We start from the raw sequence: 23,917 nt of genomic DNA, 5'->3' as shown, positions 1-23,917 counted from the left end.
CCACGGACCACAGAGGAGGCCAGCATGGCCGCGTTCGAGGGCAAGGTCGTCATTGTCACCGGGGCGGGGTCGGGCATCGGCGAGGCGACCGCCCGCCGCTTCGCCGCCGACGGCCACGCCGTGGTGCTCGCCGGCCGCACGGAGGCGAAGCTCGCCCGCGTCGCGTCCGGCCTGCCCGCCGAGCGCACCCTGGCCGTCGCGACCGACGTCGCGGACGAGGGGCAGGCGGTCTTCCTCGTCAACCGCGCGCTGGAGCGCTTCGGGCGCCTCGACGTGCTCGTCAACAACGCCGGCACCGCCGTCACGGGGCCGCTGGCCGAGGCCACGACCGCCGACTGGCGCCGCGTCATGGGCACCGACCTCGACGGCGTCTTCTTCCTCTGCCGCGCCGCCATCCCACCCCTCGTCGCGACGCGGGGATGCATCGTCAACACCTCCTCCGTCTCCGGCCTCGGGGGCGACTGGAACATGGCGGTCTACAACGCCGCCAAGGGCGCGGTGACGAACCTCACCCGCGCGCTCGCCCTCGAGCTCGGCCGCCACGGGGTGCGCGTGAACGCCGTGGCGCCGAGCCTGACCGTCAGCGAGATGACGAAGGACATGCTGTCGGACGCGGCCCTGATGGCGAAGTTCGCCGAGCGCATCCCCCTCGGCCGCGCCGCCGACCCGGAGGAGGTGGCCGACGTCATCGCCTTCCTCGCCGGCCCCGACGCCCGCTTCGTCACCGGCGTGAACCTGCCCGTGGACGGCGGCCTCTCCGCTTCCAACGGCCAGCCGCCCCAGGCCTGACGCCGGCCGCAGCGCGCTGGCGGAACGAGCGGGGCTGGGCGCCCGCCGCGCCTTGCCAGGCCCGGCCGGGCGGGCCCTAACTGGGGCCGTCCAGCAGGGAGCCGCCCCGAATGTTCCTCCGTCCGCCCCGCCCGCGCCTGGTGGCCGACGCGCCCGGCGCCTCCCGCCGCGGCTTCCTCGCGGCCTGCGCCTGCGCCTGCGCCTGCGCGCTTCCCCTCCTCCCGGCGGGCGCCCAGGCCCAGATGCCCCCGCCCGCCGCCGTCGAGGCCGGCCCCGCCCGCGCCCTGCACGCCGCCCTCGACGCCTCCGCCCGCGCGGCCGAGGCGCGGATGATCGCCTGGCGCCGCGACATCCACCAGAACCCGGAGCTCGGGAACCAGGAGGTCCGCACCTCCGCGCTGGTGGCCGCCCATCTCCGCGGCCTCGGCTACGGCGTGCGCGACAAGGTCGCGGTCACCGGCCTCGTCGCGATGCTTAAGGGGGAGGGCGGCCCCGGCCCCGTCCTCGCTCTCCGCGCCGACATGGACGCGCTGCCCGTGCCCGAGGAGGTGGACCTCCCCTTCGCCTCGCGCGCCAAGACGATGTGGGGCGGCCAGGAGGTCGGCGTCATGCACGCCTGCGGCCACGACTGCCACACCGCCATCCTCATGGCCGCAGCCGAGGTGCTGGCGAAGCACCGCGCCGACCTCCGCGGCACCGTCGTGCTCCTCTTCCAGCCCGCCGAGGAGAACCTGCCGGACGGCGAGATCGGCGGCGCCCGCCGCATGCTGGCCGAGGGCGCCTTCGACGACCCGAAGCCCGACGCCGTCTTCGGCCTGCACGTCGTCAGCGGCCTCACCGCCGGCACGCTCGGCTACCGCCCCGGCCCCGCCGCGGCCAGCGCGGACGAGTTCACCATCACCGTCCACGGCCGCCAGACCCACGGCGCGCGCCCCTGGGCCGGGGTGGACCCGATCGTCATCGGCGCGGGGATCATCTCGGCGCTGCAGACCATCCAGAGCCGCCAGGTGGACAGCGGCGCCTCGCCCTCCGTCCTCACGGTCGGCCAGTTCCACGGCGGCAACCGCAGCAACATCATCCCCGACCGCGCGACGATGAACGGCACGCTCCGCACCTACGACGAGGAGCGCCGCCAGTTCATCATGCGCCGCGTGAAGGAGGTGTCGGAGAGCATCGCCCAGGGCATGGACGGCCGCGCCGAGGTGTCCTGGATGCCCAACGGCTACCCCTCCATGGCCAACGATCCCCGCCTCACCGCGCGCATGGCGCCGAGCCTCGCCCGCGTCGCCGGGCCGGGCGCGCTGCGCAGCATGCCGCCGGGCCTCGCCGCGGAGGACTTCGCCTATTTCTCCAGCGCCGTGCCCGGCGTCTTCTTCAACGTCGGCGTCACCGCCCCCGGCACCAACCCGCGGGAGGCGCCGAGCAACCACTCGCCCCGCTTCCGCGTGGACGAATCGGGCCTGCTGCCGGGGCTGCGCGCCATGCTGCACATGGTCGCGGACTACACCGGCAGCGGCGTCGCCTAGTCCTCGCGCTCCTAGCGCGGCCTAGTCCACGCGCCGCTGGCGCGGCCTAGTCCACCACGATCCTCGGCGCCCCGGCGGCCAGCGGCGCCGAGGCCTTCTCCCAGACCCGGTCCGCGATCGCGCGATAAGCGGCCGCCTCGTGCGAGTCCGGCGCGGCCAGCACCACGGGCTTCCCGGCGTCGGACAACTCCCGCACCGCCAGCGTCAGCGGCAGCTCGCCGAGGAACTCCACCCCAAGCCGCGCCGCCTCGGCCCGCGCGCCCCCGTGCCCGAAGATCTCGCTCCGGTGGTTGCAGTTCGGGCAGCAGAAGTAGCTCATGTTCTCGACGAGCCCGAGCACGGGCACGCTCACCTTCTCGAACATGCGGATGCCGCGCCGCGCGTCCAGCAGCGCTACGTCCTGCGGCGTCGAGACGATCACCGCGCCCCGCAGCGCGACCCGCTGGGACATGGTGAGCTGCGTGTCCCCCGTGCCCGGCGGCATGTCGACCACCATCGCGTCGAGCGCGCCCCACTCCACGCCCGACATCATCTGCTCGAGCGCGCCCATCACCATCGGCCCGCGCCAGACCATCGGCGTCTCCTGGTCCACCAGGAAGCCGATCGACATCGCCTTCAGCCCCCAGCGCTCGATCGGCAGGATCCGCCCCTCGGCCGTGCGGGGCTTCTCGTGCGTGCCGAGCATCTGCGGCAGCGACGGCCCGTAGACGTCCGCGTCCAGCAGCCCGACGCGAAGCCCCTTGCCGGCGAGCGCGACGGCGAGGTTCACCGCCGTGGTCGACTTGCCGACGCCGCCCTTCCCCGACGCCACCGCGATCACGGCGCCCACCTCCTGCAGCAACATCGCGGCCGCGGGACGTCCGCCGGCTGCGGGCGGCGCCGCGGCGGGGGCGGGCGCGGCCTCGCGATGAGCCGTCAGCACCACGCTCGCGGAGAGCACGCCCGGCACCTTCCGCACCGCGGCCTCCACCGCGGCCCGCAGCGGCTCCATCGCCCGCGCGCGCTCCCGGGGGACGGAAACCTCGACCTGCACCATGCCGTCGCGCACCGCGACACCGCCCAGCAGCCCCGCCGAAACCACGTCCCGCCCGCTGGCGGGGTCGCGCACCCCGGCCAGCGCCGCCCGCACCGCCGCCTCGAGACCGCTCACCATCGCTTGAAAACCTCCGCCACCCGGCCAACATGGCCCACAACCGGAACGGCGCCAGAAAGCGGGGGCGCCGGGCCATGGTTGCCATATGGGCGGCCCCGACCCCGCGCAAGCGGCCGGGCCGCTCCTTTCCAGAGGGGAGACTGACCGGCCCATGCCGTGGAACAACAGCGGCGGACCGAGCCCGTGGGGATCCCCCGGCGGCGGCAACCGTCCGCAAGGCCCCTGGGGCGTTCCGCCCCCCGGCGGCGGGAGCGGCGGCAACGGCCGCGGCCCCAACATCGACGACGCCATCCGCCAGGCGCAGGACGCGGTCCGCCGCTGGCTCCCGCGCGGCATGGGCTCCACCGGCAACGGCGGCAAGGGCCTCGCCATCCTGGCCGTCCTCGCCGTCGCCGCCTGGGGCGCCTCCGGCTTCTACCGCGTGCAGCCCGACGAGCAGGGCGTCGTCATGCGCTTCGGAGCCTTCAACCGCACGACGCCGCCGGGCCTGAACTACCGCATCCCCTGGCCGGTCGAGAGCGTGACGACGCCGCGCGTCACCCGCATCAACCGCGTCGACGTCGGCTTCCGCAGCGCCGTCGACTCGGGCGCCATCAGCCAGCGCCCCACGCCGTCGCGCGACGTGCTCGAGGAGAGCATGATGCTGACCGGCGACGAGAACATCATCGACATCGACTTCGCCGTCTTCTGGCGCATCCGCGACGCCGGCGAGTACCTGTTCAACACGCGCAACCCCGACGTCACCGTGAAGTCGGCCGCCGAGAGCATGATGCGCGAGGTGATCGGCCGCACGCCCATCCAGCCCGCGCTGACTGAGGCGCGCGCCCAGATCGAGCAACAGGTCCGCCTCGGCACCCAGGCCATCCTCGACCAGTACCGCGCGGGCGTGGAGATCACCCAGGTCCAGCTCCAGAAGGTGGACCCGCCGGGCGCCGTCATCGAGGCCTTCCGCGACGTCCAGCGCGCAAACGCCGACCGCGAGCGCGCGCGCAACGAGGCGGAATCCTACCGCAACGACATCATCCCCCGCGCCCGCGGCGAGGCCGCGCGCATGGTGCAGGAGGCCCAGGGCCAGAAGGACAGCCAGATCGCCCGCGCCCGCGGCGAGGCGGCGCGCTTCATCTCCGTGCTCTCCTCCTACCAGGCGGCGAAGGATGTCACGATGCGGCGCATCTACCTCGAGACGCTCGAGGAGATCTTCCGCCGCAACCCGAAGATCATCGTCGACAACCGCCTCCAGGGCCTCGTGCCGCTGCTGAACCTCGACGGCGGGCGCCCGGCCGCCCCGGCCGCGCGGCCCGCGCCGCCGGCGGTCGCCGGCAGCGTCCCCAGCATGGCCCCCCCGCCACGCGCCCCGCAGACGGGAGCCGCCCGATGAACCGCCTCACCATCGCGGCCGTCGCGGCCGCCGTCATCCTCGTCACCGCGGCCTCGTCGCTCTTCACCGTGCAGCAGACGCAGCAGGTGCTCATCACGCAGTTCGGCAACCCCGTGCGCGTGATCCAGAGCCCCGGCCTGCACGTGAAGGTGCCCTTCATCCAGAGCGTCATCGCCCTCGACCGCCGCCTGCTGGACTTCGAGGCGCCCGGCGAGGAGCTCATCCTCGGCGACCAGCGCCGCCTGATCGTGGACAGCTTCACCCGCTACCGCATCACCGACCCGCTGCTCTTCTTCCAGACCGCGGGCGTTGCCGAGAACGGCATCCGCGGGCGGCTCGCCTCCATCGTCTCCTCGGCGCTGCGCCGCGTGCTCGGCAACGAGTCGCTCCTCTCCGTCCTCTCGGCCGAGCGGCTCCGCGTGATGAACGAGATCCGCGACCAGGTGAACGTGGAGGCCAAGCGCTTCGGCATCGAGGTGGCGGATGTCCGCATCCGCCGCGCCGACCTGCCGGAGGAGAACACCCAGGCCGTGCTCTCGCGCATGCAGTCCGAGCGCGAGCGCGTGGCCCGCGAGGCCCGCGCGGAGGGCGCCGAGCAGGCCACCCGCATCCGCGCCAACGCCGACCGCGACCGCACGGTGCTGCTCGCCGAGGGCGGCGCGAGCGCGGACATCCTGCGCGGCCAGGGCGAGCAGGAGGCGATCCGCATCTCCGCCGACGCCTTCCAGCGCGACCCGGAGTTCTTTGCCTTCTGGCGCGCCATGCAGGCCTATCGCGAGGCCTTCTCCGAGGGCGCCGAATCGCGCCTGCTCCTCTCGCCGGACAGCGAGTTCTTCCGCTTTTTCCGCGACCTGCCGCCGTCGACGTCAGGGACAGAGCCGGGAACGGGAGCGGCGGCAACGCCCTGACCGCCGGCCCGCCCGGCCCCGAGCGGCCCGTCCCGGAAGGGGCGGGCCGTTCCCGTGTGGCAAAGAGTTACATCCCACCGAGGCGTGATCGCGCCGGCCGCCCTTTGTTCCCCGTGGGACCTTCCCCGGCCGGGCGTTCGGGCCAAATGTCGCCTCTACCGTGACCCAACCCTCCGAAGGGAACGTGCCCGTGCGCTTCCGCCTGCCGATATCGACCACGCTCGCGCTGATTGCGGCCCTCGCCGCCGCCCCCACGGGGCCCGCGCTCGCGCAGACCCCGATGCGGGACGCCCCCACCTCCTTCCGGCCCCTCGCCCAGCAGCTTCTCCCCGCGGTCGTCAGCGTCCAGGTCAGCACGGCGCCCACCGCCCGCAACGCGGCCCGCCCCGACGCGCCCGACGCCCCCCAGGCTCCCCCCGGCAGCCCCTTCGAGGAGTTCTTCCGCGACTTCCTCGAGCGCAACCGCCCGCCCGGCCAGGGCGGCCCCGGCCAGCGCCCGGGCCAGCCGCCCCAGCAGCAGCGCCGCGGCACCTCGCTCGGTTCCGGCTTCATCATCGACGCCGCCGAGAAGCTCGTCGTCACCAACAACCACGTCGTGGAGGGCGGCACCGAGATCAACGTCGTCCTGAACGACAACACCACCCTCCCGGCCGAGCTCGTCGGCACCGACCCGCGCACCGACATCGCGGTGCTGCGCATCAAGACCGACCGCCAGCTCACCGCCGTCGAGTTCGGCAACTCCGACGAGGCGCAGGTCGGCGACTGGGTGCTCGCCATCGGCAACCCCTTCGGCCTCGCCTCCTCCGTCTCGGCCGGCATCATCTCGGCGCGCTCGCGCGACATCCGCCAGGGCCTCTACGACGACTTCATCCAGACCGACGCCGCCATCAACCGCGGCAACTCGGGCGGCCCGCTCTTCGACATGTCGGGCAAGGTGGTCGGCATCAACACCGCCATCTACTCGCCCTCCGGCGGCTCCATCGGCATCGGCTTCTCCATCCCGTCCAACCTCGCGCGCGGCATCGTCGCCCAGCTCCGCGACGGCGGGCGCGTGCGGCGCGGCTGGCTCGGCGTGAACATCCAGCAGGTGACGGACGAGATCGCCGACAGCCTCGGCCTCAAGGGCGGCTCGCGCGGCGCCCTCGTCGCCCGCGCGCAGGAGGACGGCCCGGCCGCCAAGGGCGGCATCCGCAACGGCGACATCATCCTTCGCTTCAACGGCCAGGACGTGCGGGAAATGCGCAACCTGCCGCGCATCGTCGCCGAGACCCGCGTCGGCACCGCGGCTCCCGTCACCGTCTGGCGCGACGGCAAGGAGGAGACGGTCAACGTCACCATCGCCGAGCTCCCGGCCGACCAGGCCGAGGCCCAGGCCCGCGGCTCGACCCCCGCCCAGCCGCCCCGCAGCCAGGTGGTGGAGCTGCAGGGTCTCGGCCTCAAGGTCGGCCCGATCACGCCCGAGGCGCGCGAGCGCTTCAGCCTGCGCCCCGAGCAGCGCGGCGTGCTGATCACCGAGGTGGACGCGGGCGGCAACGCGGCCGAGCGCGACCTCCGCGCCGGCGACGTCATCGTTGAGGTCCAGCAGGAGCGGGTGAACACCCCGCAGGAACTGCAGACGCGCATCGAGGCGCTGCGCCGCCAGAACCGCGCGAGCGCCCTGCTGCTGATCGAGGGCGCCCAGGGCCAGCGCTTCGTGCCGCTCCGCATCCGCGAGGAAGGCAACCAGCGCCGCAACTAGCGGCCGCCCGAGCGGCGCCGGCGGCCCTCCGCCGCCGGCGCCCGCCCCTTACCCGAGCGCCTGCCGCATCCACTCCGCCCAGCGCAGCGCCTCGCGGTCGCGCCCCGGCGCTGCCACCACCTGCACGCCCAGCGGCAGCCCGCGCGGGCCGAGCCCCGCCGGCACGCTCACGGCCGGCGCGCCGAGCGCCGTCCAGAGAAGGTTGAAGGCGGGATCGCCCGTCCATCCCAGCCCCTCCGGCGCCTCGCCCGGCGCGGCCGAGGTCAGCACGGCGTCGAAGCCCGCGATCGCCGCGGGGAAGGCGGCCCGGGCCCGCGCGAAGGCCTCGCGCGCCTCGGCGAGGGCCGCGGCCGGCAGGGCCGCCGCCGGCTCTAGCTTCTCCCGCAGCACCTCCGAGATCGCCTCCCGGTGATGGGCCAGCTCCCAGGCCAGCGCCTGCGCGCTCTCCATGTTCATCACCACCGGGTGCGCGGCCGCGGCCGCCGTCACCGCCGCCGGCAACTCGCCGCGCGTGACCGTCGCCCCCGCGCGCGCCGCCGCCTCCGCCGCCCGCTCCATCAGCGCGAGCGTCTCGGGCGCCGCCTGCGCGGCGTCGCCGGGGACGAGCAGCAGGCGCGGCGCCCGCTCCGGCCGGGCCTCGGGGTCGCCGAGGTCGGCCCGCGTCATCGCGCCCACGAGCAGCGCGCAATCGGCCACCGTCCGCGCCAGCGCCCCGATGGTGTCGAGCGTCTCGCTCATCACCTTCATCCCCGCTCGGTGGATCGCGCCGTGGGTGGGCATGTAGCCGACCACCCCGCAGAAGGCCGCCGGCCGCAGGATGCTCCCCGCCGTCTGCGTCCCGAAGGCGAGCGGGAAGAACCCCGCGGCCACCCCGGCCGCCGAGCCGGAGGAGGAGCCGCCCGGCGTGTGCGCGGGGTTCACGGGATTGGCGGTCGGCCCCGGCCGGCGCGTCGCGAACTCCGTCGTGACGGTCTTGCCGATCACCACCGCCCCCGCCCCGCGCGCGACCGCGACCGCCGCCGAATCCGCCCGCGGCACGAAGCCCTCCCAGATCGGCGAGCCGTAGCCGGACGGCAGGCCCGCTGCGTCGAGCACGTCCTTCACGCCGAGCGGCAGCCCGTGCAGCGCCCCCGGAGCCGCGCCCGAGGCGAGCCGCCGGTCCGCCGCCCGCGCGCCCGCCATGGCCGCCTCTTCGTCGAGGGAGGCGAAGGCGCGCAGCGCGGGCTCGCGCCCGCGGATGCGGTCAAGATGCGCGGCCATGACCTCCGCCGCCGAGACCTCCCCCGCGCGGAGGCGCCGGGCGAGCTGCGTGGCGGGGAGGGCGGTCAGGTCGGTCATCGGTCGCTCGCGCATGGGGGAGGGGGATGGTGTTCACTCCGCGCCCGCCCGTCCATGCCCCCCCCGTCGTGGCATGCCATGCCCGCCCTTCCACACTCCTTGCGGTGACTTCCACAAATCCGTCGCAAGCCTGTAAGCTCGGTGAAATAACGGGCCGCTAGCTGCCGGCGGCACCCAAGCACAAGGAGGTTTCGTGCCCATGCGGCGACGCACACTCGCGGCCAGCGCCCTCGCGCTCTCCGCCCTCGCCTGGACGCCCGCCGGCGCCCAGGCCCCCGCCTCCCAGCCCATCGAGATCCAGTTCTGGCACGGCCTGACGCCGCCGGTCGGCCCGCAGCTCGAGCAGATCGCGGCCGACTTCAACGCGAGCCAGACCCGCTACAAGGTCGTCCCCTCCTACCGCGGCAGCTACGCCGAGACGGTCGTGGCCGCCATCGCCGCCTTCCGCGCCAACACCGCGCCGCACGTCGTGCAGATGTTCGAGGTCGGCACGGGCACGATGATGACGGCGGGCCGCGCCGTGAAGCCGCTGCACGAGATGCTCGCCGAGACCGGCGTCGCCATCGACACGCGCGACTTCATCGGCCCCGTCGCCGGCTACTACAGCGCCGCCGACGGCCGGCTGATGGCCATGCCCTTCAACAGCAGCACCGCCATCGCCTTCTACAACAAGGACATGTTCCAGCGCGCCGGCCTCGACGCGAACACCTTCCCCCAGACCTGGGAAGGCGTCGAGCAGGCCATGGTGAAGCTCAAGGCCGCCGGCATCGCCTGCCCCATGACCAGCTCCTGGCCGAGCTGGGTCATGGTGGAGGAGCTGCTCGCCATCCACGACGTCCCGCTCGCCAGCCGCGCCAACGGCTTCGAGGGCCTGAACACCGAGCTGAACCTGACCAACCCGCTGATGGTCAGGCACCTCGAGAACCTGGTCCGCTGGCAGAAGGACGGCCTCTTCCGCTACGGCGGGCGCGACGCCACGGGCGACCCGCTCTTCCCCTCCGGCGAGTGCGCGATCGCCTTCGGCTCCTCCGGCCTCCGAGGCCGCATCGAGCGCGAGGCGCGCTTCCAATGGGGCGCGGCCATGCTGCCGTTCTACGAGGGCACCTCGCCGCGCAACTCCATCATCGGCGGCGCGGCGCTCTGGTCCATGAACCGCGGCCCGAACAACACCCGCAGCACCGAGGAGTGGCGCGGCGTCGCCGAGTTCTTCCGCTACGCGACCAGCCCCGCCGTGATGGCCAAGTGGCACCAGGACACCGGCTACGTCCCCGTCACCCGCGCCGCCTACGAGCTCAGCCGCAGCCAGAACTACTACGCCCGCAACCCCGGCGCCGACGTGCCGATCGAGCAGATGCTGCGCGGCGGCGAGCCCACGGCGAACAGCCGCGGCATCCGCCTCGGCGGCTTCATCGAGATCCGCAACATCATCCAGGAGGAGATGGAGCGCGCCTTCCAGGGCGGGCAGTCCGCGCAGCAGTCGCTGACGAACATGAACACCCGCGGCAACACCGTGCTCCGCAACTTCGAGCGCACCAACCGCAACAACTAGCCGGGGCCAGGCGGGGAGCGATCCCCGCCCGCCTCACCCGCCGCCGAGCGCGCGGTCGAGCGTCGCCGACGCCCCCGCCTCGTGCAGCGAGGCCATCCACCGCCGCAGCGCCTCCACGAAGCGCGCCTCGTGCCGCAGCCCGCCGAACAGCGATTCCACGGACAGCAGCGGCCCCGGGTCCGCGCCCCCCTCCGCCGCCCGCTCCTGCAGCAGCGCGGCCAGCGGGTGGCGGATCTCAATCGCCTCCCCCCGGTCGTCCCGCCCGCGCAGCCGCCGCATCCAGGCGGCGAGCGCGAGCGCGAGCAACTCCACCTCGCCCCCCGCCGCGAGGCTCGCCTCGATCGGCATCACCAGCAGGTTCACCGGCGCGTCCGTGTTGATGCGCTCCACCGTGTCCTCGATCGCCGGGTTGGCGAAGCGCGCGACGAGGTCGCGCTTGTAGGCGCCAAGGTCCACCCCCGGCACCGGCGCCAGCGTCGGCCCCGTCTCGCGGTCCATCAGCGCGGCCATGTAGGCGCGCATCCGGTCGTCGGCCATGACCTCGTGCACGAAGCGGTGCCCCATCAGCCGCCCGAGCGCCGCGATCGCCAGGTGGCTCCCGTTCAGCAGCCGCAGCTTCATGATCTCGTAGGGCGCGACGTCGGGAACGAACTGCGCGCCCACCTCCTCCCATTCCGGCCGCCCCGCCGCGAAGCGGTCCTCGATCACCCATTGCGTGAAGCGTTCGGAAAAGACCGGCCAGCGGTCGCGAAGCCCGTAGTCCCGCTCCAGCTGCGCGACTTGGTCGGGCCGCGTCGCCGGCGTGATCCGGTCCACCATCGTCTCCGGAAAGGCGCCGTGCTCCTCGATCCATCCCGCGAGCCGCGCGTCGCGCATCCCCGCCAGCGACAGCACGGCCGCGCGCAGCACGCCGCCGTTGCCCTGGATGTTGTCGCAGCTCATCGCCGTGAAGGCGCGGCCCCCGGCCTCCATGCGCCGCCGGTAGGCTTCCACGATCACCCCGACCGCGCTCCGCGGCCGCGCGGGCGCGGCGAGGTCCGCCCGGATCATCGGGTGCTCCGGGTCGAGCGCCCGCGTCGCCGGGTTCAGGCCGTAGCCGTTCTCGCTCACCGTCAGGCTGACGAGGCGGATTGCGGGGTCCTCCATCCGCGCGAGCAGCCCCTCCGTCGTATCCCCGGCGTAGACCACCTCCGCGAGCGAGCCGATCACGCCCGCCGTCTCCTCCACGCCGTCGCGCTCCACCAGCGTGTAGAGCCCGTCCTGCGGCAGCAGGCAGTCCCGCACCCGCCGGTCCGCCGGCAGCAGCCCCGCGCCGACGATCCCCCAGTCCAGCGCGTCCGCGCGCCGCTCCATCAGCGCGTGGGTGTAGCGGGCCATGTGCGCGCGGTGGAAGGCGCCGAGGCCGAGATGCACGATCCCCGCCCGCACCGCCGCCGGGTCGTAGCCCGGCACCCGCAGGCGCGGCGCGATCCGCGCGAGGGTGTCGCGGCGGAGGTCGACCGCCTCCACGCGGGGCCTAGTCCTCGTCCTCGCCCGTCAGGAAGTCGAAGTCGCAGCCCTTGTCGGCCTGCAGCACCGTGTCGTGGAACAGCTTCGCGTAGCCGCGCTTCGGGGCCGGGCGGGGCGGCACGACCTCCGCCGCGCGCCGCGCCAGCTCCGCCTCGTCCACCAGCAGCTCCAGCCGCCGCGCCTCGACGTCGAGCGCAATCCGGTCCCCCGTCCGCACCAGCGCCAGCGGCCCGCCCACCGCCGATTCCGGCGTCACGTGCAGCACGATCGTGCCGAAGGCCGTGCCCGACATCCGCGCGTCGGAGATCCGCACCATGTCCTTCACGCCGGCCTGCGCCAGCTTGCGCGGGATGGGCAGGTAGCCGGCCTCCGGCATGCCCGGCGCGCCCTTGGGCCCCGCGTTGCGCAGCACCAGCACGTCCTCCGCCGCGACGTCCAGCGCGGGGTCGTCGACCCGGTTCGTCATGTCCTCCACGCTGTCGAAGACCACCGCGCGCCCGGTGTGCTTGAGAAGCGAGGCGGTCGCCGCCGCGTGCTTGATCACCGCGCCGCCGGGGCAGAGGTTGCCGCGCAGCACCGCCATCCCGCCCGTCTCCTTCAGCGGCGCGCTCCGCGGGCGGATCACCGTCTGCCCCGGCACCTCCTCCGCCAGCGTCAGGTAGTCGCCGAGCGTGCCCCCCAGCACCGTCGGCGCGTCGAGGTCGAGATGCGGCTCCAGCTCCCGCAGCAGCCGCGGCACGCCGCCCGCGTGGTGCAGGTGCTCCATGTAGTGGTCGCCCGACGGCTTGAGGTCCACCAGCACCGGCACGCGCCGCCCGATCGCGTCGAACTCCTCGAGGTCCACGCGCAGCCCCACGCGCCCCGCGATTGCGGCCAGGTGCACCAGCCCGTTGGTGGAGCCGCCGATCGCCTGCAGCACCGTCATCGCGTTGCGCAGCGACCCCGCCGTCAGCAGCGCCTTCGGCGCCGGCCCGCCGCGCGCCGCCATCTCCACGGCCACCCGCCCGCTCGCCTCCCCGCAGCGCAGCCGCTCCGCGTGCGGCGCCGGGATGGCGGCGCTGTGGGGCAGGGAGAGCCCCATCGCCTCGATCATGCAGGCCATGGTGCTCGCCGTGCCCATGACCATGCAGGTGCCGACGGAGGGCGCGAGCCGCCCGCTGATCACCTCGATCTCCGTCTCGTCGATCTTGCCCGCGCGGTGCTGCCCCCAGAGCCGCCGGCAATCCGTGCAGGCGCCGAGCACCTCGCCGCGGTGGTGCCCCACCACCATCGGACCCACGGGCACGACGATCGCCGGGATGCCCGCGCTCGCCGCCCCCATGATCTGCGCGGGCAGGGTCTTGTCGCAGCCGCCGATGAGGACGACGGCGTCCATGGGCTGGGCGCGCACCATCTCCTCCGTGTCCATCGCCATGAGGTTGCGAAGGTACATCGAGGTCGGGTGCGCGAAGCTCTCGTGGATCGAGATCGTCGGGAAGGCCATCGGCAGCCCGCCCGAGAGCATCACCCCGCGCCGCACCGCCTCGATCAGCTGCGGCGCGTTGCCGTGGCAGGGGTTGAAGTCGCTGGCCGTGTCGGTGATGCCGATGATCGGCCGGTCCAGCGCGTCGTCGGAATAGCCGGCCGCCTTGATGAAGGCCTTGCGGAGAAACAGCGAGAAGCCCGCGTCCCCGTAGCTCGTCAGCCCCTTGCGCAGACCCTTGGCCATCCGCCGCCTCCCCCTTCCCCTGGCCCGCATCGGGCAAGGGGAGGAGTGCGCGGGGCGCCCGCCTTGTCAATCGCCCCCCGCCGGGGGCGAGGGGTCACCCCCGCTCGTAGAGCAGCCGCGCCCGCACCGTGCCCGGCAGCGCCCGCAGGTCGTCCAGCACGGCGTTCGCGTCGGACAGCCCCTCGGCGTCGACCACGACGTAGCCGATCTCGGAATCCGTCTGCAGGTACTGGCCGGCGATGTTGGCGCCGCGCCGCGTGAAGACCTCGTTGATGGCGGCCAGCGTGCCCGGGTGGTTGCCGTGGACGTGCAGGAAGCGCGCCCCCCGCTGCCGCGCCGGCAGCACCGCCTCGGGGAAGTTCACCGCGCCCAGCGTCGCCCCCATGTCGGAGTAGTCCACCAGCTTGCGCCCGGTCTCCTCGCCGATGCGCGACTGCGCCTCGATCGTGCTGCCGCCGATATGCGGCGTCAGGATCACGTTGCGCAGGCCCTGGAGCGGGGAGTGGAAGGGGTCGGTGTTCTTCTCCGGCTCCTCCGGGAAGACGTCCACCGCCGCGCCGCCGAGATGCCCGGACTCCATCGCCGCCCGCAGCGCCTCCAGGTCCAGCACCCGCCCGCGCGCGTTGTTCAGCAGGATGGCGCCCGGCCGCATCAGCGCGATCTCGTCGGCGCCGATGAGGTTCTGCGTCGCCGCCGTCTCCGGCACGTGCAGCGTCACCACGTCCGCCCCCTCCAGCAGCGCCCGCAGCGAGGGCACCGAGAGCGCGTTGCCGTGCGGCAGCTTCGGGATCACGTCGTAGTAGGTCACGCGCATCCCGAAGGCCTCGGCCAGCACCGAGACCTGCGCGCCGATGTTGCCGTAGCCGACGATGCCGAGCGTCTTGCCCCGTACCTCGCGCGAGTCCGCCGCCGACTTGTCCCAGACCCCCACATGGGCGCTGTTGGACCGCCCGGGGATGCCGCGGAGCAGCATCACGATCTCCCCCATCACCAGCTCGGCCACCGAGCGCGTGTTGGAGAAGGGGGCGTTGAACACGGGGATGCCCCGCCGTCGCGCGGCCGCCAGGTCCACCTGGTCGGTGCCGATGCAGAAGCACCCCACCGCGATCAGCCGGTCCGCCTCGGCCAGTACCGCCTCCGTCACCCGCGTGCGGGAGCGGATGCCGAGCAGGTGGACGCCCTTGATGGCGTCCCGCAGGGCCGCCTCGTCCAGCGCCTTCTTCTCCCGCCGGATGTTCGTGTAGCCGGCCGCGTTCAGCGTCGCGACCGCGCTGTCGGAGATCCCCTCCAGCAGCAGGATCCGGATCTTGTCCTTGGCCAGGGACATGGGGGCGGCGGAGGGAAGGGCGTCGGGCATGGCCCCTGGAATGCCGCAACCGCCACCCGCCGCGCAACAGCGCTGCGCGCGGGGCAGGACCGAGCGCCCCGGAGGGCCCGGCCCGGGGGACTAGCCGAGGTTCGCCCGGATCGAGGCCGCCATCTCCTCGGGCGTCGCGCCCGGGCGGAACAGGGCGCGCAACGAGCCGTCGCGCCCCATGAGGTAGGTGAAGGCGGAATGGTCCATCAGGTAGTCCGTCGCCCCCGCCGGCGTCACCTTGCTGTAGTAGACCCGCCAGGCGCGGGCGGCGGCGGCCACCTGCTGGGGCGTGCCCGTCAGCCCCGTGATGGCCGGGTGGAACTGGGCCACGTACTCCTTCATCTTCGCCGGCGTGTCCCGCTCGGGGTCCACCGTGATGAAGACCGGCCGCACCTGGGCCGCCTGCGGCCCCAGCAGGTCCATCGCCTGGGCGATCACCTGCAGCTCCGTCGGGCAGACGTCCGGGCAGAAGGTGAAGCCGAACAGCACCAGCGAGAGCTTCCCGCGCAGGTCGTCCTGCGTCACGGTCCGCCCGTCCCCGTCCACCAGGGTGAAGTTGCCACCGATGCTCACCCCGCCCGGCAGCGCCACCCCGCCCGCGCTGGGCGGCGTGCTCCCGCCCCCGGCCAGCCGCGCGAAGGCGGCCCCCAGCCCCTCCCCGGGCGCGCGGGTGAGAAAGGCCGCGCCCCAGAGCCCGCCGAGCACGGCGACGAGAAGAAGGACGGCGATGCGGATTGCGCGGGTCATGGCCCCCCATATAGCGCAGCCGGCGCAACGAGGGATGGGGTAGGCACGTTAGCAGCCCTGTCGCCCACCCCGAGAGCGGGGGATTGACTTGCGGCAGAGGCCCGGAAGGACAAGCGAGACGATGCCCGCCCACCAGATCCCCGCCACCGAGACGCGCGCCCGCGAGAGCCAGGCCCTCGAGAGCCGGACCCTTGCGAGCCTGGCCGAGATCGCGAACGACAACCTCGCCGAGCCGCGCCGCCACGAGGCCGCCGCCCGGGTGCTCAACGCCGCTCGCGAGGTCCGCGGCCTCGTCGGCGAGGCCGCGCGCGAGGCCGGCCAGCCCGTCGAGGCGATCGCCGCCGGCTGGGACCCCCGCGCCGTGACCGCCCTCGAGTTCGCCGAGACCCTGCCGGTCCCCACCCTCGACGGCCTGCTCGGCGACGCGCCGGGCTGGGCGCGCGCCATGCGCGCCCTCATCGCCGCCCAGGAGCCCGGCTCCGCCGCGGCCTGACCGCCTGAGGCGGGTGCGGCGGGGCACTTAACCCCGCTTTCACCCGCCCCGCCCATCCTCCGCCGCGTCAGAGAGACGCGAGCGGGGATCCGATGCCGATCACGGCTGCGGGCACGGTGCCCGCGTCCATTTTCGAGAACAACAGGGCCGGCGACTGGGTCGCGACCCTCGATCTCAGCGAACCCGGCACCATCGCCGAGATCGCCCTCACCGGACCGGACGCCTCCCTTTTCCTCGCGACGCTCGGCGGGAACGGCCGCGTCACCATCCAACCCGCCCAGGCCTTCGACCGGGAGGCCTATGCCCCCGGCCCGGACCCCGTCCTCAGCTTCAGCCTCTCCGTCCGCACGGGCACGAGCTGGATCGCGCTCGCGGATGCCTGGTCCGTCACGCTCCAGGGGGTGGACGACGAGGCACCCAGCAACCTCCGCTTCTCCACCGGCGGCCAGGTGCTCGAGACCGACGTCGGGGGCACCATCGGCACCCTCCTGGCCGACGATCCCGACAGCCCCGCCGAGAACCTCACCTACCGCGTCCTCTCGCCGGACGACGCCTGGTTCGAGATCGTCGGCAACACCCTCCGGCTGCGGGAGGGCGTGGACCTCCTCCGCCAGGGCGGCACGCTGCGCGACGTGATGATCGCCGCCTCCGACGGCGTGAACGAGTCCGCCTTCAGCCTCGACGTCGACGTCGTGAACGTCACCAACGACGACGACACCCCGCTGCCCTCTCCCCCGCCCCCCGTCTCGCCGCCGGTGTCGCCGCCCGTCTCGCCTCCCATCTCCCCGCCAGTGTCGCCGCCAGTGTCGCCGCCAGTGTCGCCGCCGGTGTCACCGCCGGTCTTGGAACCGGTGTCACCGCCCGTCTCGCCGCCGGTCTCCCCGCCAGTCTCGCCACCGGTATCGCCGCCCGTGTCGCCACCCGTCTCTCCCCCGGTCTCGCCGCCGGTGTCGCCGCCCGTGTCGCCCCCGGTCTCGCCACCTGTCTCCCCGCCACCACCACCACCGCCCCCGCCGGAGGCGAGCATCGTCGTCACCCACACCGACGGCTCCACCGATGTGACCGAGGGTGGGAGGACCGACTCCTTCACCGTCCAGCTCTCCCGAATGCCGAGCGCCGTGGTCAGCCTCCAGCTCACCGCCGACAGCGACCTGATGATCTCCACGGGCACCTCGAGCCCCGCCATGAAGACCGTCACCTTCACCATCCAGCCCGCCGACTGGGCGACGCCCCGGGTGGTCAACGTCGGCGCCGCCGTCGACACCCTCGTCGAGGGCACGGAGACCGCCCACGTCAGCTTCACGATCGGCAGCAACGACCTCAGCTTCAAGGCGCTGACGGGCACCGGCGTCGGCGTCACGGTCACCGACGGCAACCACGGCCTCCTCCTGCAGGAGACGGGATTGAACACCGCCGTGGTCGAGGGCGGCGCCGGGGACGGCTTCAGCGTCGCGCTCAGCGTGCGCCCGACCGCCCCCGTCACGCTCGAGATCCTCGGCGGCCAGGACCTGCGCGTCGCCGCCTCGGGCGGCGCGCCGGCGCCGCTCCACCGGATCGTCTTCACCCCCGACGACTGGAACACGCCCCACGCCGTGACCGTGACGGCGATCGAGGACGGGCTGAAGGAGGGCAAGGAGGTCGCCGGCCTCCTCTTCCGCCTCACCAGCGCCGACCTCCACTACAACAACCTCGCCGTCCCCCCCCTCGCGGTCCTCGTGGCGGACGCGGCCGTGCCGCGCGGCGGGGGCGCGGCCGCGGCGTCCTGGGCGGCCGACCTGCAGCGCGCCGCCCCCGCCTACGACAACCACGCCGAGAAGCACCCGGCCGCCGTCGGCCACGGCAGCGATGGGCCCTGGTAGGCGCCCGCCCTCACACCACCGCCGAGATCTCCCGCTTCAGGCAGCGCAGCGTGAAGGCGCTCCGCGTGTGCCGCACGCCCGGCAGCCGGTAGACCTTCTCCCGCAGCAGGCTCTCGTAGCCCGCCGTGCCGTTCACCGCGGCCTTGATGATGTAGTCGTACTCCCCGGTCACGAGGTGGCACTCCAGGATCTCGGGAATGGCGTTCACCGCGTCCTCGAAGCGCCGCAGCGCGGCCTCGTCGTGCTTCTCCATCATCACCTCCAGGAACACCGTGTCCGGCATCCCCAGCGCCGCTTGGTCGAGCAGGGCCGCGTAGCCCTTGATGACCCCCGCCGCCTCCAGCCGCCGCACCCGCGTCCAGCAGGGGGAGGGCGAGAGCCCCACCTCCTCCGCCAGCTCCGCGTTCGACAGCCGCCCCCGCCGTGCCAGCGCCCGCAGGATGCGGCGGTCCGTCGCGTCCAGGGCGCGCTTCTCCGGGGTGTCGGGGGCGCGCCGATCCGCTGTGTCCATGATTCCTCCCTTTCGCAGAAGCTTCTTCCGTTTCTTCGGCGCCGCACAACACAAAACGGGAGAAAACCGCCGGGACTTCCGGCGCATTCTCCCCCATATCAGGGGGCAGAGAACGAGCGCCGGAAAGGAGCCGTCCGTGGGAAGCATCCAACGCGCGACCGTGAAGCTGGAGGACCGCTGGGAGTCCGGCGCCGACCCCGTCCTGATGACGGGCATCCAGGCCCTGGTCCGCCTGCCGCTCGCCCAGCGCGCCCTCGACCTCGCGGCCGGCCACGACACCGCGGGCTTCGTCACGGGCTACCGCGGCAGCCCGCTCGGCACCTACGACAAGGAGCTCCACCGCGAGGCGAAGCGCCTGCTGGAGGCCGGCATCGTCTTCCAGCCCGGCCTGAACGAGGACCTGGCCGCGACCGCCGCCTGGGGCAGCCAGCAGGCGAACCTCTTCAACGACGGCACCAAGGCCGGCGTCTTCTCCATCTGGTACGGCAAGGGCCCGGGCGTGGACCGCAGCGGCGACGCGCTCCGCCACGCCAACATGGCCGGCAGCGCCCCGCTCGGCGGCGTGCTGGCGCTCGCCGGCGACGACCCCTCGGCGAAGTCCTCCACGGTCGCCAACGCCTCCGACCACGCCTTCATGGACCTCGAGATCCCCTTCCTCGACCCCTCCGGCGTCGGGGAAGTCCTGGAGTTCGGCCTCAAGGGCCTCGCCCTCTCCCGCTTCGCCGGCACCTGGGCCGCCATGAAGTGCGTGGCCGACACCATGGACGCCAGCGCCACCTTCCGCATCGACCCCGCCTGGGCCCCGGTCATCCCCGAGGGCGACTTCGAGGGCGAGGACGGCCGCCACATCCGCCTCCGCGACGTGGTGCTGGCCCAGGAGCGTCGCCTCCGCCTCACGCGCCTGCCCGCCGCCATCGCCTTCGCCCGCGCCAACGGCCTCGACCGCGTGGTGCTGAACGCGCCCCGCCCCCGCTTCGGCATCGCCGCCCGCGGCAAGGCCTACGCGACGCTGCGCCAGGCGATGCTCGACCTCGGCATCGACGACACCGCCGCGCGCCTGCTCGGCCTCCGCATCTGGAAGGTCGGCCTCGCCTGGCCGCTCGACGCGGAGGCCGCCCGCGCCTTCGCCAACGGCTTGGAGGAGGTCCTCGTCGTCGAGGACCGCCGCTCCTTCCTCGAGGCCCAGCTCCGCGACGCCCTCTACGGCACGCCCGGCGCCCCCCGCATCACCGGCAAGCGCGACGCGGACGGCCGGCCCCTCCTCTCCGAGCTGACGGAGCTCGACGCCGCCGCCGTCGCCCGCGCGCTCGACGCCCGCCTCCCGCGCGAGGGCCGCCCCGACACCATGGCCGCCCGCCTCGCGGCGCTGGACGCCCTGGCCCGCGCCGCCACCGACCCCGTGGCGCTGCGCCAGCCCTGGTTCTGCCCGGGCTGCCCCCACAGCACCTCCACCAAGGTGCCGGAGGGCTCGCGCGCCATGGCCGGCATCGGCTGCCACTACATGGCGACCTGGATGGACCGGAACACCGAGGTCTTTACCCAGATGGGCGGGGAGGGGACCCCCTGGCTCGGCCAGATGGCCTTCGTGAACACGCGCCACGTCTTCGCCAACCTCGGCGACGGCACCTATTCCCACTCCGGCAGCCTCGCCATCCGCGCGGCCATCGCGGCCAAGGCGAACATCACCTTCAAGGTGCTGGTGAACGGCGCCGTCGCCATGACCGGCGGCCAGACGCCCGAGGCCGAGATGACGGTCCCCCGCATCGCCGCCCAGATGGCCGCGGAGGGCGCCGCCCGCGTCGTCGTCGTCTCCGACGATCCCGAGCGCCACCAGGGCGACCCGCTCATGCCCCGCGGCGTCGCCTTCCACCACCGCGACCGCCTCGACGCCGTGCAGAAGGAGCTGCGCGAGACCGAGGGCGTCACGGTCCTCATCTACGACCAGGAATGCGCCACCGAGCGCCGCCGCCACCGCAAGCGCGGCACCGCGCCCGCCGCCGGCAAGCGCGTCGTCATCAACCCCCGCGTCTGCGAGGATTGCGGCGACTGCGGCGTGCAGTCCAACTGCCTCGCGGTGCAGCCGGTCGAGACCGAGTTCGGCCAGAAGCGCGCCATCGACCAGAGCGCCTGCAACCAGGACTTCTCCTGCCTGAAGGGTTTCTGTCCGTCCTTCGTGACCCTCGAGGGCGCGGAAGTCGCGGCCCATCCCGAAGCCGCGGCCGCCCCCGCGGACCTTCCCGACCCCGCCCCGCCCGCGCTCCGCGGCGAGGCCTGGAACATCGTCCTCGCGGGCATCGGCGGCCAGGGCGTCACCGCGCTCTCGGCCATCCTCGCCATGGCCGCCCACATCGACGGCCGCCCCGTGCGCACGATGGACCAGCTCGGCCTCGCCCAGAAGGGCGGCGGCGTGCAGGCCCAGCTCCGCATCGGCGCCGAGGGCGCGGCCGCCGAGACCCTCGCCGGCCCCCGCATCGGCGCCGGCCAGGCGGACCTGCTGATCGCCGCCGACGCCATCGGCGCCCACGGCGCCTCCGTCCGCCCGCTCCTCTCCGCGGAGCGCACGGCCGCGGTGGTCAACGCCGAGCTCGCCGCCACCGCCGGCTTCCTGCTGGGCACGCCGCGCGCCGACGCCGCCGCCGTGCTCGACAACCTCCGCGCCGCCTCCCGCGACCTCCTGGCCATCCCGGCCTCGCACCGCGTCGAGGAGGCGCTCGGCGACGCCATCTTCCTCAACGTCTTCCTCCTCGGCACCGCCTACCAGCGCGGCCTCTTGCCGCTGACGCTCGCGGCCATCGACCGCGCGCTGGAACTCAACGGCACGGCCGTGGAGAAGAACCGCCGCGCCTTCGCCCTCGGCCGCGCCGCGGCGCTGGAGGCCCCCGCCGCCCCCCGCGCGCCCGAGACGCTGGACGCCCTGATCGCCCGCCGCACCGCCGACCTCACGGCCTACCAGAACGCCGCCTACGCGCGGGACTACGCCGGCGTCGTCGCCCGCGTCCGCGCGGTCCCCGGCGCCGACGAGGCCCTGGCCCGCGCCGTCGCCGTCCAGCTCCACCACCTCATGGCCTACAAGGACGAGTACGAGGTCGCCCGCCTCCACGCCGACCCCGCCTGGCAGGCAAGCCTCCGCGCCGGCTTCACCGGCACGACGCGCGCGGTCCTCCACCTCGCGCCGCCCTTCCTCTCCCCGGTCGACCCCGAGACGGGCCGCCCCGCCAAGCGCGCCTTCGGCCCCTGGATGCTCCGCGCCATGGGCCTGCTGCGCCACGGCAAGGTGCTGCGCGGCACCGCCCTCGACCCCTTCGCCCGCACCGCCGAGCGCCGGACGGAGCGCGCCCTGATCGCCGAGTTCCGCACGGGTCTCGAGGCCCTGCTCCCCCGCCTCGACGCCACAACCCTGCCGGTCATCCAGGAATGGGTGGAGGCCTGGGGCGCCATCCGCGGCTTCGGCCCGGTGAAGGACCGCAACATCGAGCGCACCCGCCCGCGCCTCGCCGCCATCGCCGCCCGGCTGGACGCCACCGTCCCCGCCATGGCCGCGGAGTGACGGGGCCGTCAGGGACGGCGCGGCGCGAGCGTCCCGAAGGTGAAGACCCCCTGCGTCCCCGCCGCCGGGTCGGCGTTCCCCGTGAAGGCGAGCGCGAAGTCGGACGCCGCCCCGGCACTCGGGGAGATGCGGTAGCTGATCTGTCGCGCCGGCGCCGCGTTGGGCACGGGCACGGTGCCGTCGAAGGCGCGCGTCACCGTCAGCCCCGGCCGTGCCACCCGCTCGGCCAGCCGCACGAAGAGCGGCTCGGCCGTCTCCACGTCCATTCGCTGCAGCCGCATGGTGCAGCCCGCCGGCCGGTCCGACAGGATGAGCACGATCGCCCCCAGCGCCGCGCCCTCCGCCACCAGCACCCGGCCCCGCCCGCCCCGCAGCATCGCCCGCGCGCGCTCGGCCGGCACCTCGGCGAAGCCGGACTCCCGCGCCGCCGCCAGGCTGTCGCCGCCGGTCAGCACCGCCGCGCAGACCTGCATGAAGCTGCCCATGGCCGCCGCCGTCTCCTCCGTCAGCGGCGAGGCCGCCCGCGCGGGGCCGGCGGCCAGCAGCGAGAGGGCGAGAAGCAGGGCTGGACGCCGCGGCCCGGCGGCGCGCCAATACGAAAAACGAGAGAGCACGGTCATGCCCCTGGATAGCGCCTTCGACCTCCCCGAGGACACCCGCGCGCTCCGCGAGGTCGCCCAGGACTTCGCCCGCGACGTCCTGGCCCCGAAAGCGCTCGACTGGGACGCCGAGCGCCACTTCCCCGTCGAGGAGATGCGCCAGGCCGCCGCCCTCGGCATGGCCGCCCTCTACGTCCGCGAGGAATCGGGCGGCGCCGGCCTCACCCGCCTCGACGCCGCCGTCGTCTTCGAGGCGCTGGCCACCGGCTGCCCCACCACCTCGGCCTTCCTCTCCATCCACAACATGGTCGCCTGGATGATCGACCGCTGGGGCAGCGAGGCCCAGCGCGCCGAGCACCTGCCGAGCCTCGTTACCATGGAGCGCCTCGCCTCCTACTGCCTGACCGAGCCGGGATCGGGCAGCGACGCCGCGGCGCTCCGCACCCGCGCCGCCCGCGACAACGAGGGCTACGTGCTGAACGGCTCCAAGGCCTTCATCTCCGGCGCCGGCAGCTCGGACCTCTACCTCACCATGGCCCGCACGGGCGGGGAGGGGCCGGACGGCGTCTCCGCCCTGCTGGTCCCGAAGGAAACCCCCGGCCTCTCCTTCGGCGCAAACGAGAAGAAGATGGGCTGGAACGCCCAGCCCACCCGCACCATGGCCTTCCAGGACGCCCGCGTCCGCGCCGAGGCCCTGCTGGGCGAGGAGGGCCAGGGCTTCCGCATGGCCATGGCCGGCCTCGACGGCGGCCGCCTGAACATCGCCGCCTGCTCCCTCGGCGGCGCCCAGCGCGCGCTCGACATCGCCCTCGACTACACGCGCGAGCGCCGCGCCTTCGGCAAGGCCGTGTCCGACTTCCAGGCCACCCAGTTCCGCCTCGCCGACATGGCGACGGAGCTCGAGGCCGCCCGCTCCCTCCTCTGGCGCGCCTGCTCGAAGCTCGACGGCAAGGCCCCCGACGCCGGCCCCTTCTGCGCCATGGCCAAGCGCTTCGCGACCGACACCGGCCACCGCGTGGCCGACGAGGCCCTCCAGCTCCTCGGCGGCTACGGCTACCTGCACGACTACGGCGTGGAGAAGCTCGTCCGCGACCTCCGCGTCCACCGCATCCTCGAGGGCACGAACGAGATCATGCGCGTCATCGTCGCCCGCCACCTCCTCGGCCGCCGCTAGGCCCGGAGCGCCTTGACAGGACGGGGGTGGAACA

The 23,917-nt window shown here is 74.1% G+C and carries 18 protein-coding genes; 10 read left to right on the top strand and 8 right to left on the bottom strand.

Annotation, left to right across the window (positions count from 1 at the left end):
• The first annotated feature begins 24 nt into the window (after positions 1-24).
• Together EAH89_RS23150 and EAH89_RS23145 are read left to right on the top strand one after the other, a co-directional pair.
• Positions 25-789, top strand: a complete 765-nt coding sequence (locus tag EAH89_RS23150) for a meso-2,3-butanediol dehydrogenase (RefSeq protein ID WP_140886082.1) — start codon at positions 25-27, stop codon at positions 787-789.
• Positions 790-899: 110 nt separating this feature from the next.
• Positions 900-2,315, top strand: a complete 1,416-nt coding sequence (locus tag EAH89_RS23145; RefSeq protein WP_140886081.1) for an amidohydrolase — start codon at positions 900-902, stop codon at positions 2,313-2,315.
• Positions 2,316-2,361: 46 nt separating this feature from the next.
• Here EAH89_RS23145 and EAH89_RS23140 read toward each other — a convergent pair whose 3' ends face one another.
• Positions 2,362-3,468 carry an Mrp/NBP35 family ATP-binding protein gene (locus EAH89_RS23140; RefSeq protein ID WP_140886080.1) on the bottom strand — a complete coding sequence of 369 codons (1,107 nt, stop codon included), beginning with the start codon at positions 3,466-3,468 and terminating at the stop codon, positions 2,362-2,364.
• Positions 3,469-3,619: 151 nt separating this feature from the next.
• On the opposite strand from EAH89_RS23140, the gene hflK reads away from it, so the two are divergent.
• From hflK to EAH89_RS23125, 3 genes are all read left to right on the top strand, one after another.
• Positions 3,620-4,846 (top strand): FtsH protease activity modulator HflK, encoded by a 1,227-nt coding sequence (hflK, locus tag EAH89_RS23135; RefSeq protein WP_140886079.1) that lies wholly within the window; start codon positions 3,620-3,622, stop codon positions 4,844-4,846.
• The gene (hflC, locus tag EAH89_RS23130; protein WP_140886078.1) at positions 4,843-5,754 is read left to right on the top strand and encodes a protease modulator HflC; all 912 of its coding nucleotides are present in this window, start codon (positions 4,843-4,845) and stop codon (positions 5,752-5,754) included. Before hflK ends, hflC begins: the two co-directional genes overlap by 4 nt.
• 160 nt (positions 5,755-5,914) lie before the next feature.
• Positions 5,915-7,492 carry a Do family serine endopeptidase gene (locus tag EAH89_RS23125; RefSeq protein WP_241667164.1) on the top strand — a complete coding sequence of 526 codons (1,578 nt, stop codon included), beginning with the start codon at positions 5,915-5,917 and terminating at the stop codon, positions 7,490-7,492.
• Between the two features lie 48 nt (positions 7,493-7,540).
• Here the strand turns inward: EAH89_RS23125 and EAH89_RS23120 are convergent, their stop codons facing one another.
• Positions 7,541-8,830: an amidase gene (locus tag EAH89_RS23120; protein ID WP_140886077.1), complete on the bottom strand. Its 1,290-nt coding sequence runs from the start codon at positions 8,828-8,830 to the stop codon at positions 7,541-7,543.
• A 199-nt stretch (positions 8,831-9,029) separates the two neighbouring features.
• Here EAH89_RS23120 and ugpB point away from each other — a divergent pair, with 199 nt between their 5' ends.
• A complete protein-coding gene (gene ugpB / locus EAH89_RS23115) occupies positions 9,030-10,379 on the top strand; it encodes a sn-glycerol-3-phosphate ABC transporter substrate-binding protein UgpB (RefSeq protein ID WP_140886076.1) in 1,350 nt (449 codons plus the stop codon).
• Positions 10,380-10,412: 33 nt separating this feature from the next.
• On the opposite strand, the gene EAH89_RS23110 is transcribed toward ugpB, so the two are convergent.
• From EAH89_RS23110 to EAH89_RS23095, 4 genes are all read right to left on the bottom strand, one after another.
• Positions 10,413-11,888 (bottom strand): mannitol dehydrogenase family protein, encoded by a 1,476-nt coding sequence (locus EAH89_RS23110; protein ID WP_206667653.1) that lies wholly within the window; start codon positions 11,886-11,888, stop codon positions 10,413-10,415.
• A gap of 7 nt (positions 11,889-11,895) precedes the next feature.
• Complete coding sequence (locus tag EAH89_RS23105) at positions 11,896-13,596, bottom strand: IlvD/Edd family dehydratase (RefSeq protein WP_140886075.1); 1,701 nt, start codon at positions 13,594-13,596, stop codon at positions 11,896-11,898.
• A gap of 94 nt (positions 13,597-13,690) precedes the next feature.
• Positions 13,691-14,953, bottom strand: coding sequence for a phosphoglycerate dehydrogenase (gene serA, locus EAH89_RS23100; RefSeq protein ID WP_140886074.1), 1,263 nt, complete (start codon positions 14,951-14,953; stop codon positions 13,691-13,693).
• Between the two features lie 90 nt (positions 14,954-15,043).
• Positions 15,044-15,700 (bottom strand): SCO family protein, encoded by a 657-nt coding sequence (locus tag EAH89_RS23095; protein WP_140886073.1) that lies wholly within the window; start codon positions 15,698-15,700, stop codon positions 15,044-15,046.
• Between the two features lie 121 nt (positions 15,701-15,821).
• Here EAH89_RS23095 and EAH89_RS23090 point away from each other — a divergent pair, with 121 nt between their 5' ends.
• Together EAH89_RS23090 and EAH89_RS32000 are read left to right on the top strand one after the other, a co-directional pair.
• The gene (locus tag EAH89_RS23090; RefSeq protein WP_140886072.1) at positions 15,822-16,193 is read left to right on the top strand and encodes a hypothetical protein; all 372 of its coding nucleotides are present in this window, start codon (positions 15,822-15,824) and stop codon (positions 16,191-16,193) included.
• A gap of 92 nt (positions 16,194-16,285) precedes the next feature.
• Positions 16,286-18,052 (top strand): hypothetical protein, encoded by a 1,767-nt coding sequence (locus EAH89_RS32000; protein WP_194152361.1) that lies wholly within the window; start codon positions 16,286-16,288, stop codon positions 18,050-18,052.
• A 10-nt stretch (positions 18,053-18,062) separates the two neighbouring features.
• Here EAH89_RS32000 and EAH89_RS23080 read toward each other — a convergent pair whose 3' ends face one another.
• On the bottom strand, positions 18,063-18,563 hold the full coding sequence (locus EAH89_RS23080) for an Lrp/AsnC family transcriptional regulator (RefSeq protein WP_161993721.1): 501 nt from the start codon (positions 18,561-18,563) through the stop codon (positions 18,063-18,065).
• Between the two features lie 136 nt (positions 18,564-18,699).
• Here EAH89_RS23080 and EAH89_RS23075 point away from each other — a divergent pair, with 136 nt between their 5' ends.
• Entirely contained in the window at positions 18,700-22,110 is a 3,411-nt protein-coding gene (locus EAH89_RS23075) for an indolepyruvate ferredoxin oxidoreductase family protein (RefSeq protein ID WP_161993720.1), read from the top strand.
• Between the two features lie 8 nt (positions 22,111-22,118).
• Here the strand turns inward: EAH89_RS23075 and EAH89_RS23070 are convergent, their stop codons facing one another.
• The gene (locus tag EAH89_RS23070) at positions 22,119-22,724 is read right to left on the bottom strand and encodes an NMCC_0638 family (lipo)protein (RefSeq protein ID WP_161993719.1); all 606 of its coding nucleotides are present in this window, start codon (positions 22,722-22,724) and stop codon (positions 22,119-22,121) included.
• 4 nt (positions 22,725-22,728) lie between these two features.
• On the opposite strand from EAH89_RS23070, the gene EAH89_RS23065 reads away from it, so the two are divergent.
• Complete coding sequence (locus EAH89_RS23065) at positions 22,729-23,883, top strand: acyl-CoA dehydrogenase family protein (RefSeq protein ID WP_206667651.1); 1,155 nt, start codon at positions 22,729-22,731, stop codon at positions 23,881-23,883.
• The last annotated feature ends 34 nt before the right edge of the window (positions 23,884-23,917 follow it).

This window comes from Muricoccus nepalensis (assembly GCF_006438825.1).
GTDB lineage: Bacteria > Pseudomonadota > Alphaproteobacteria > Acetobacterales > Acetobacteraceae > Roseomonas > Roseomonas nepalensis.
The sequence above is the reverse complement of the archived record's forward strand: the minus strand, read 5'-3'. Positions and strand labels throughout refer to the sequence as shown.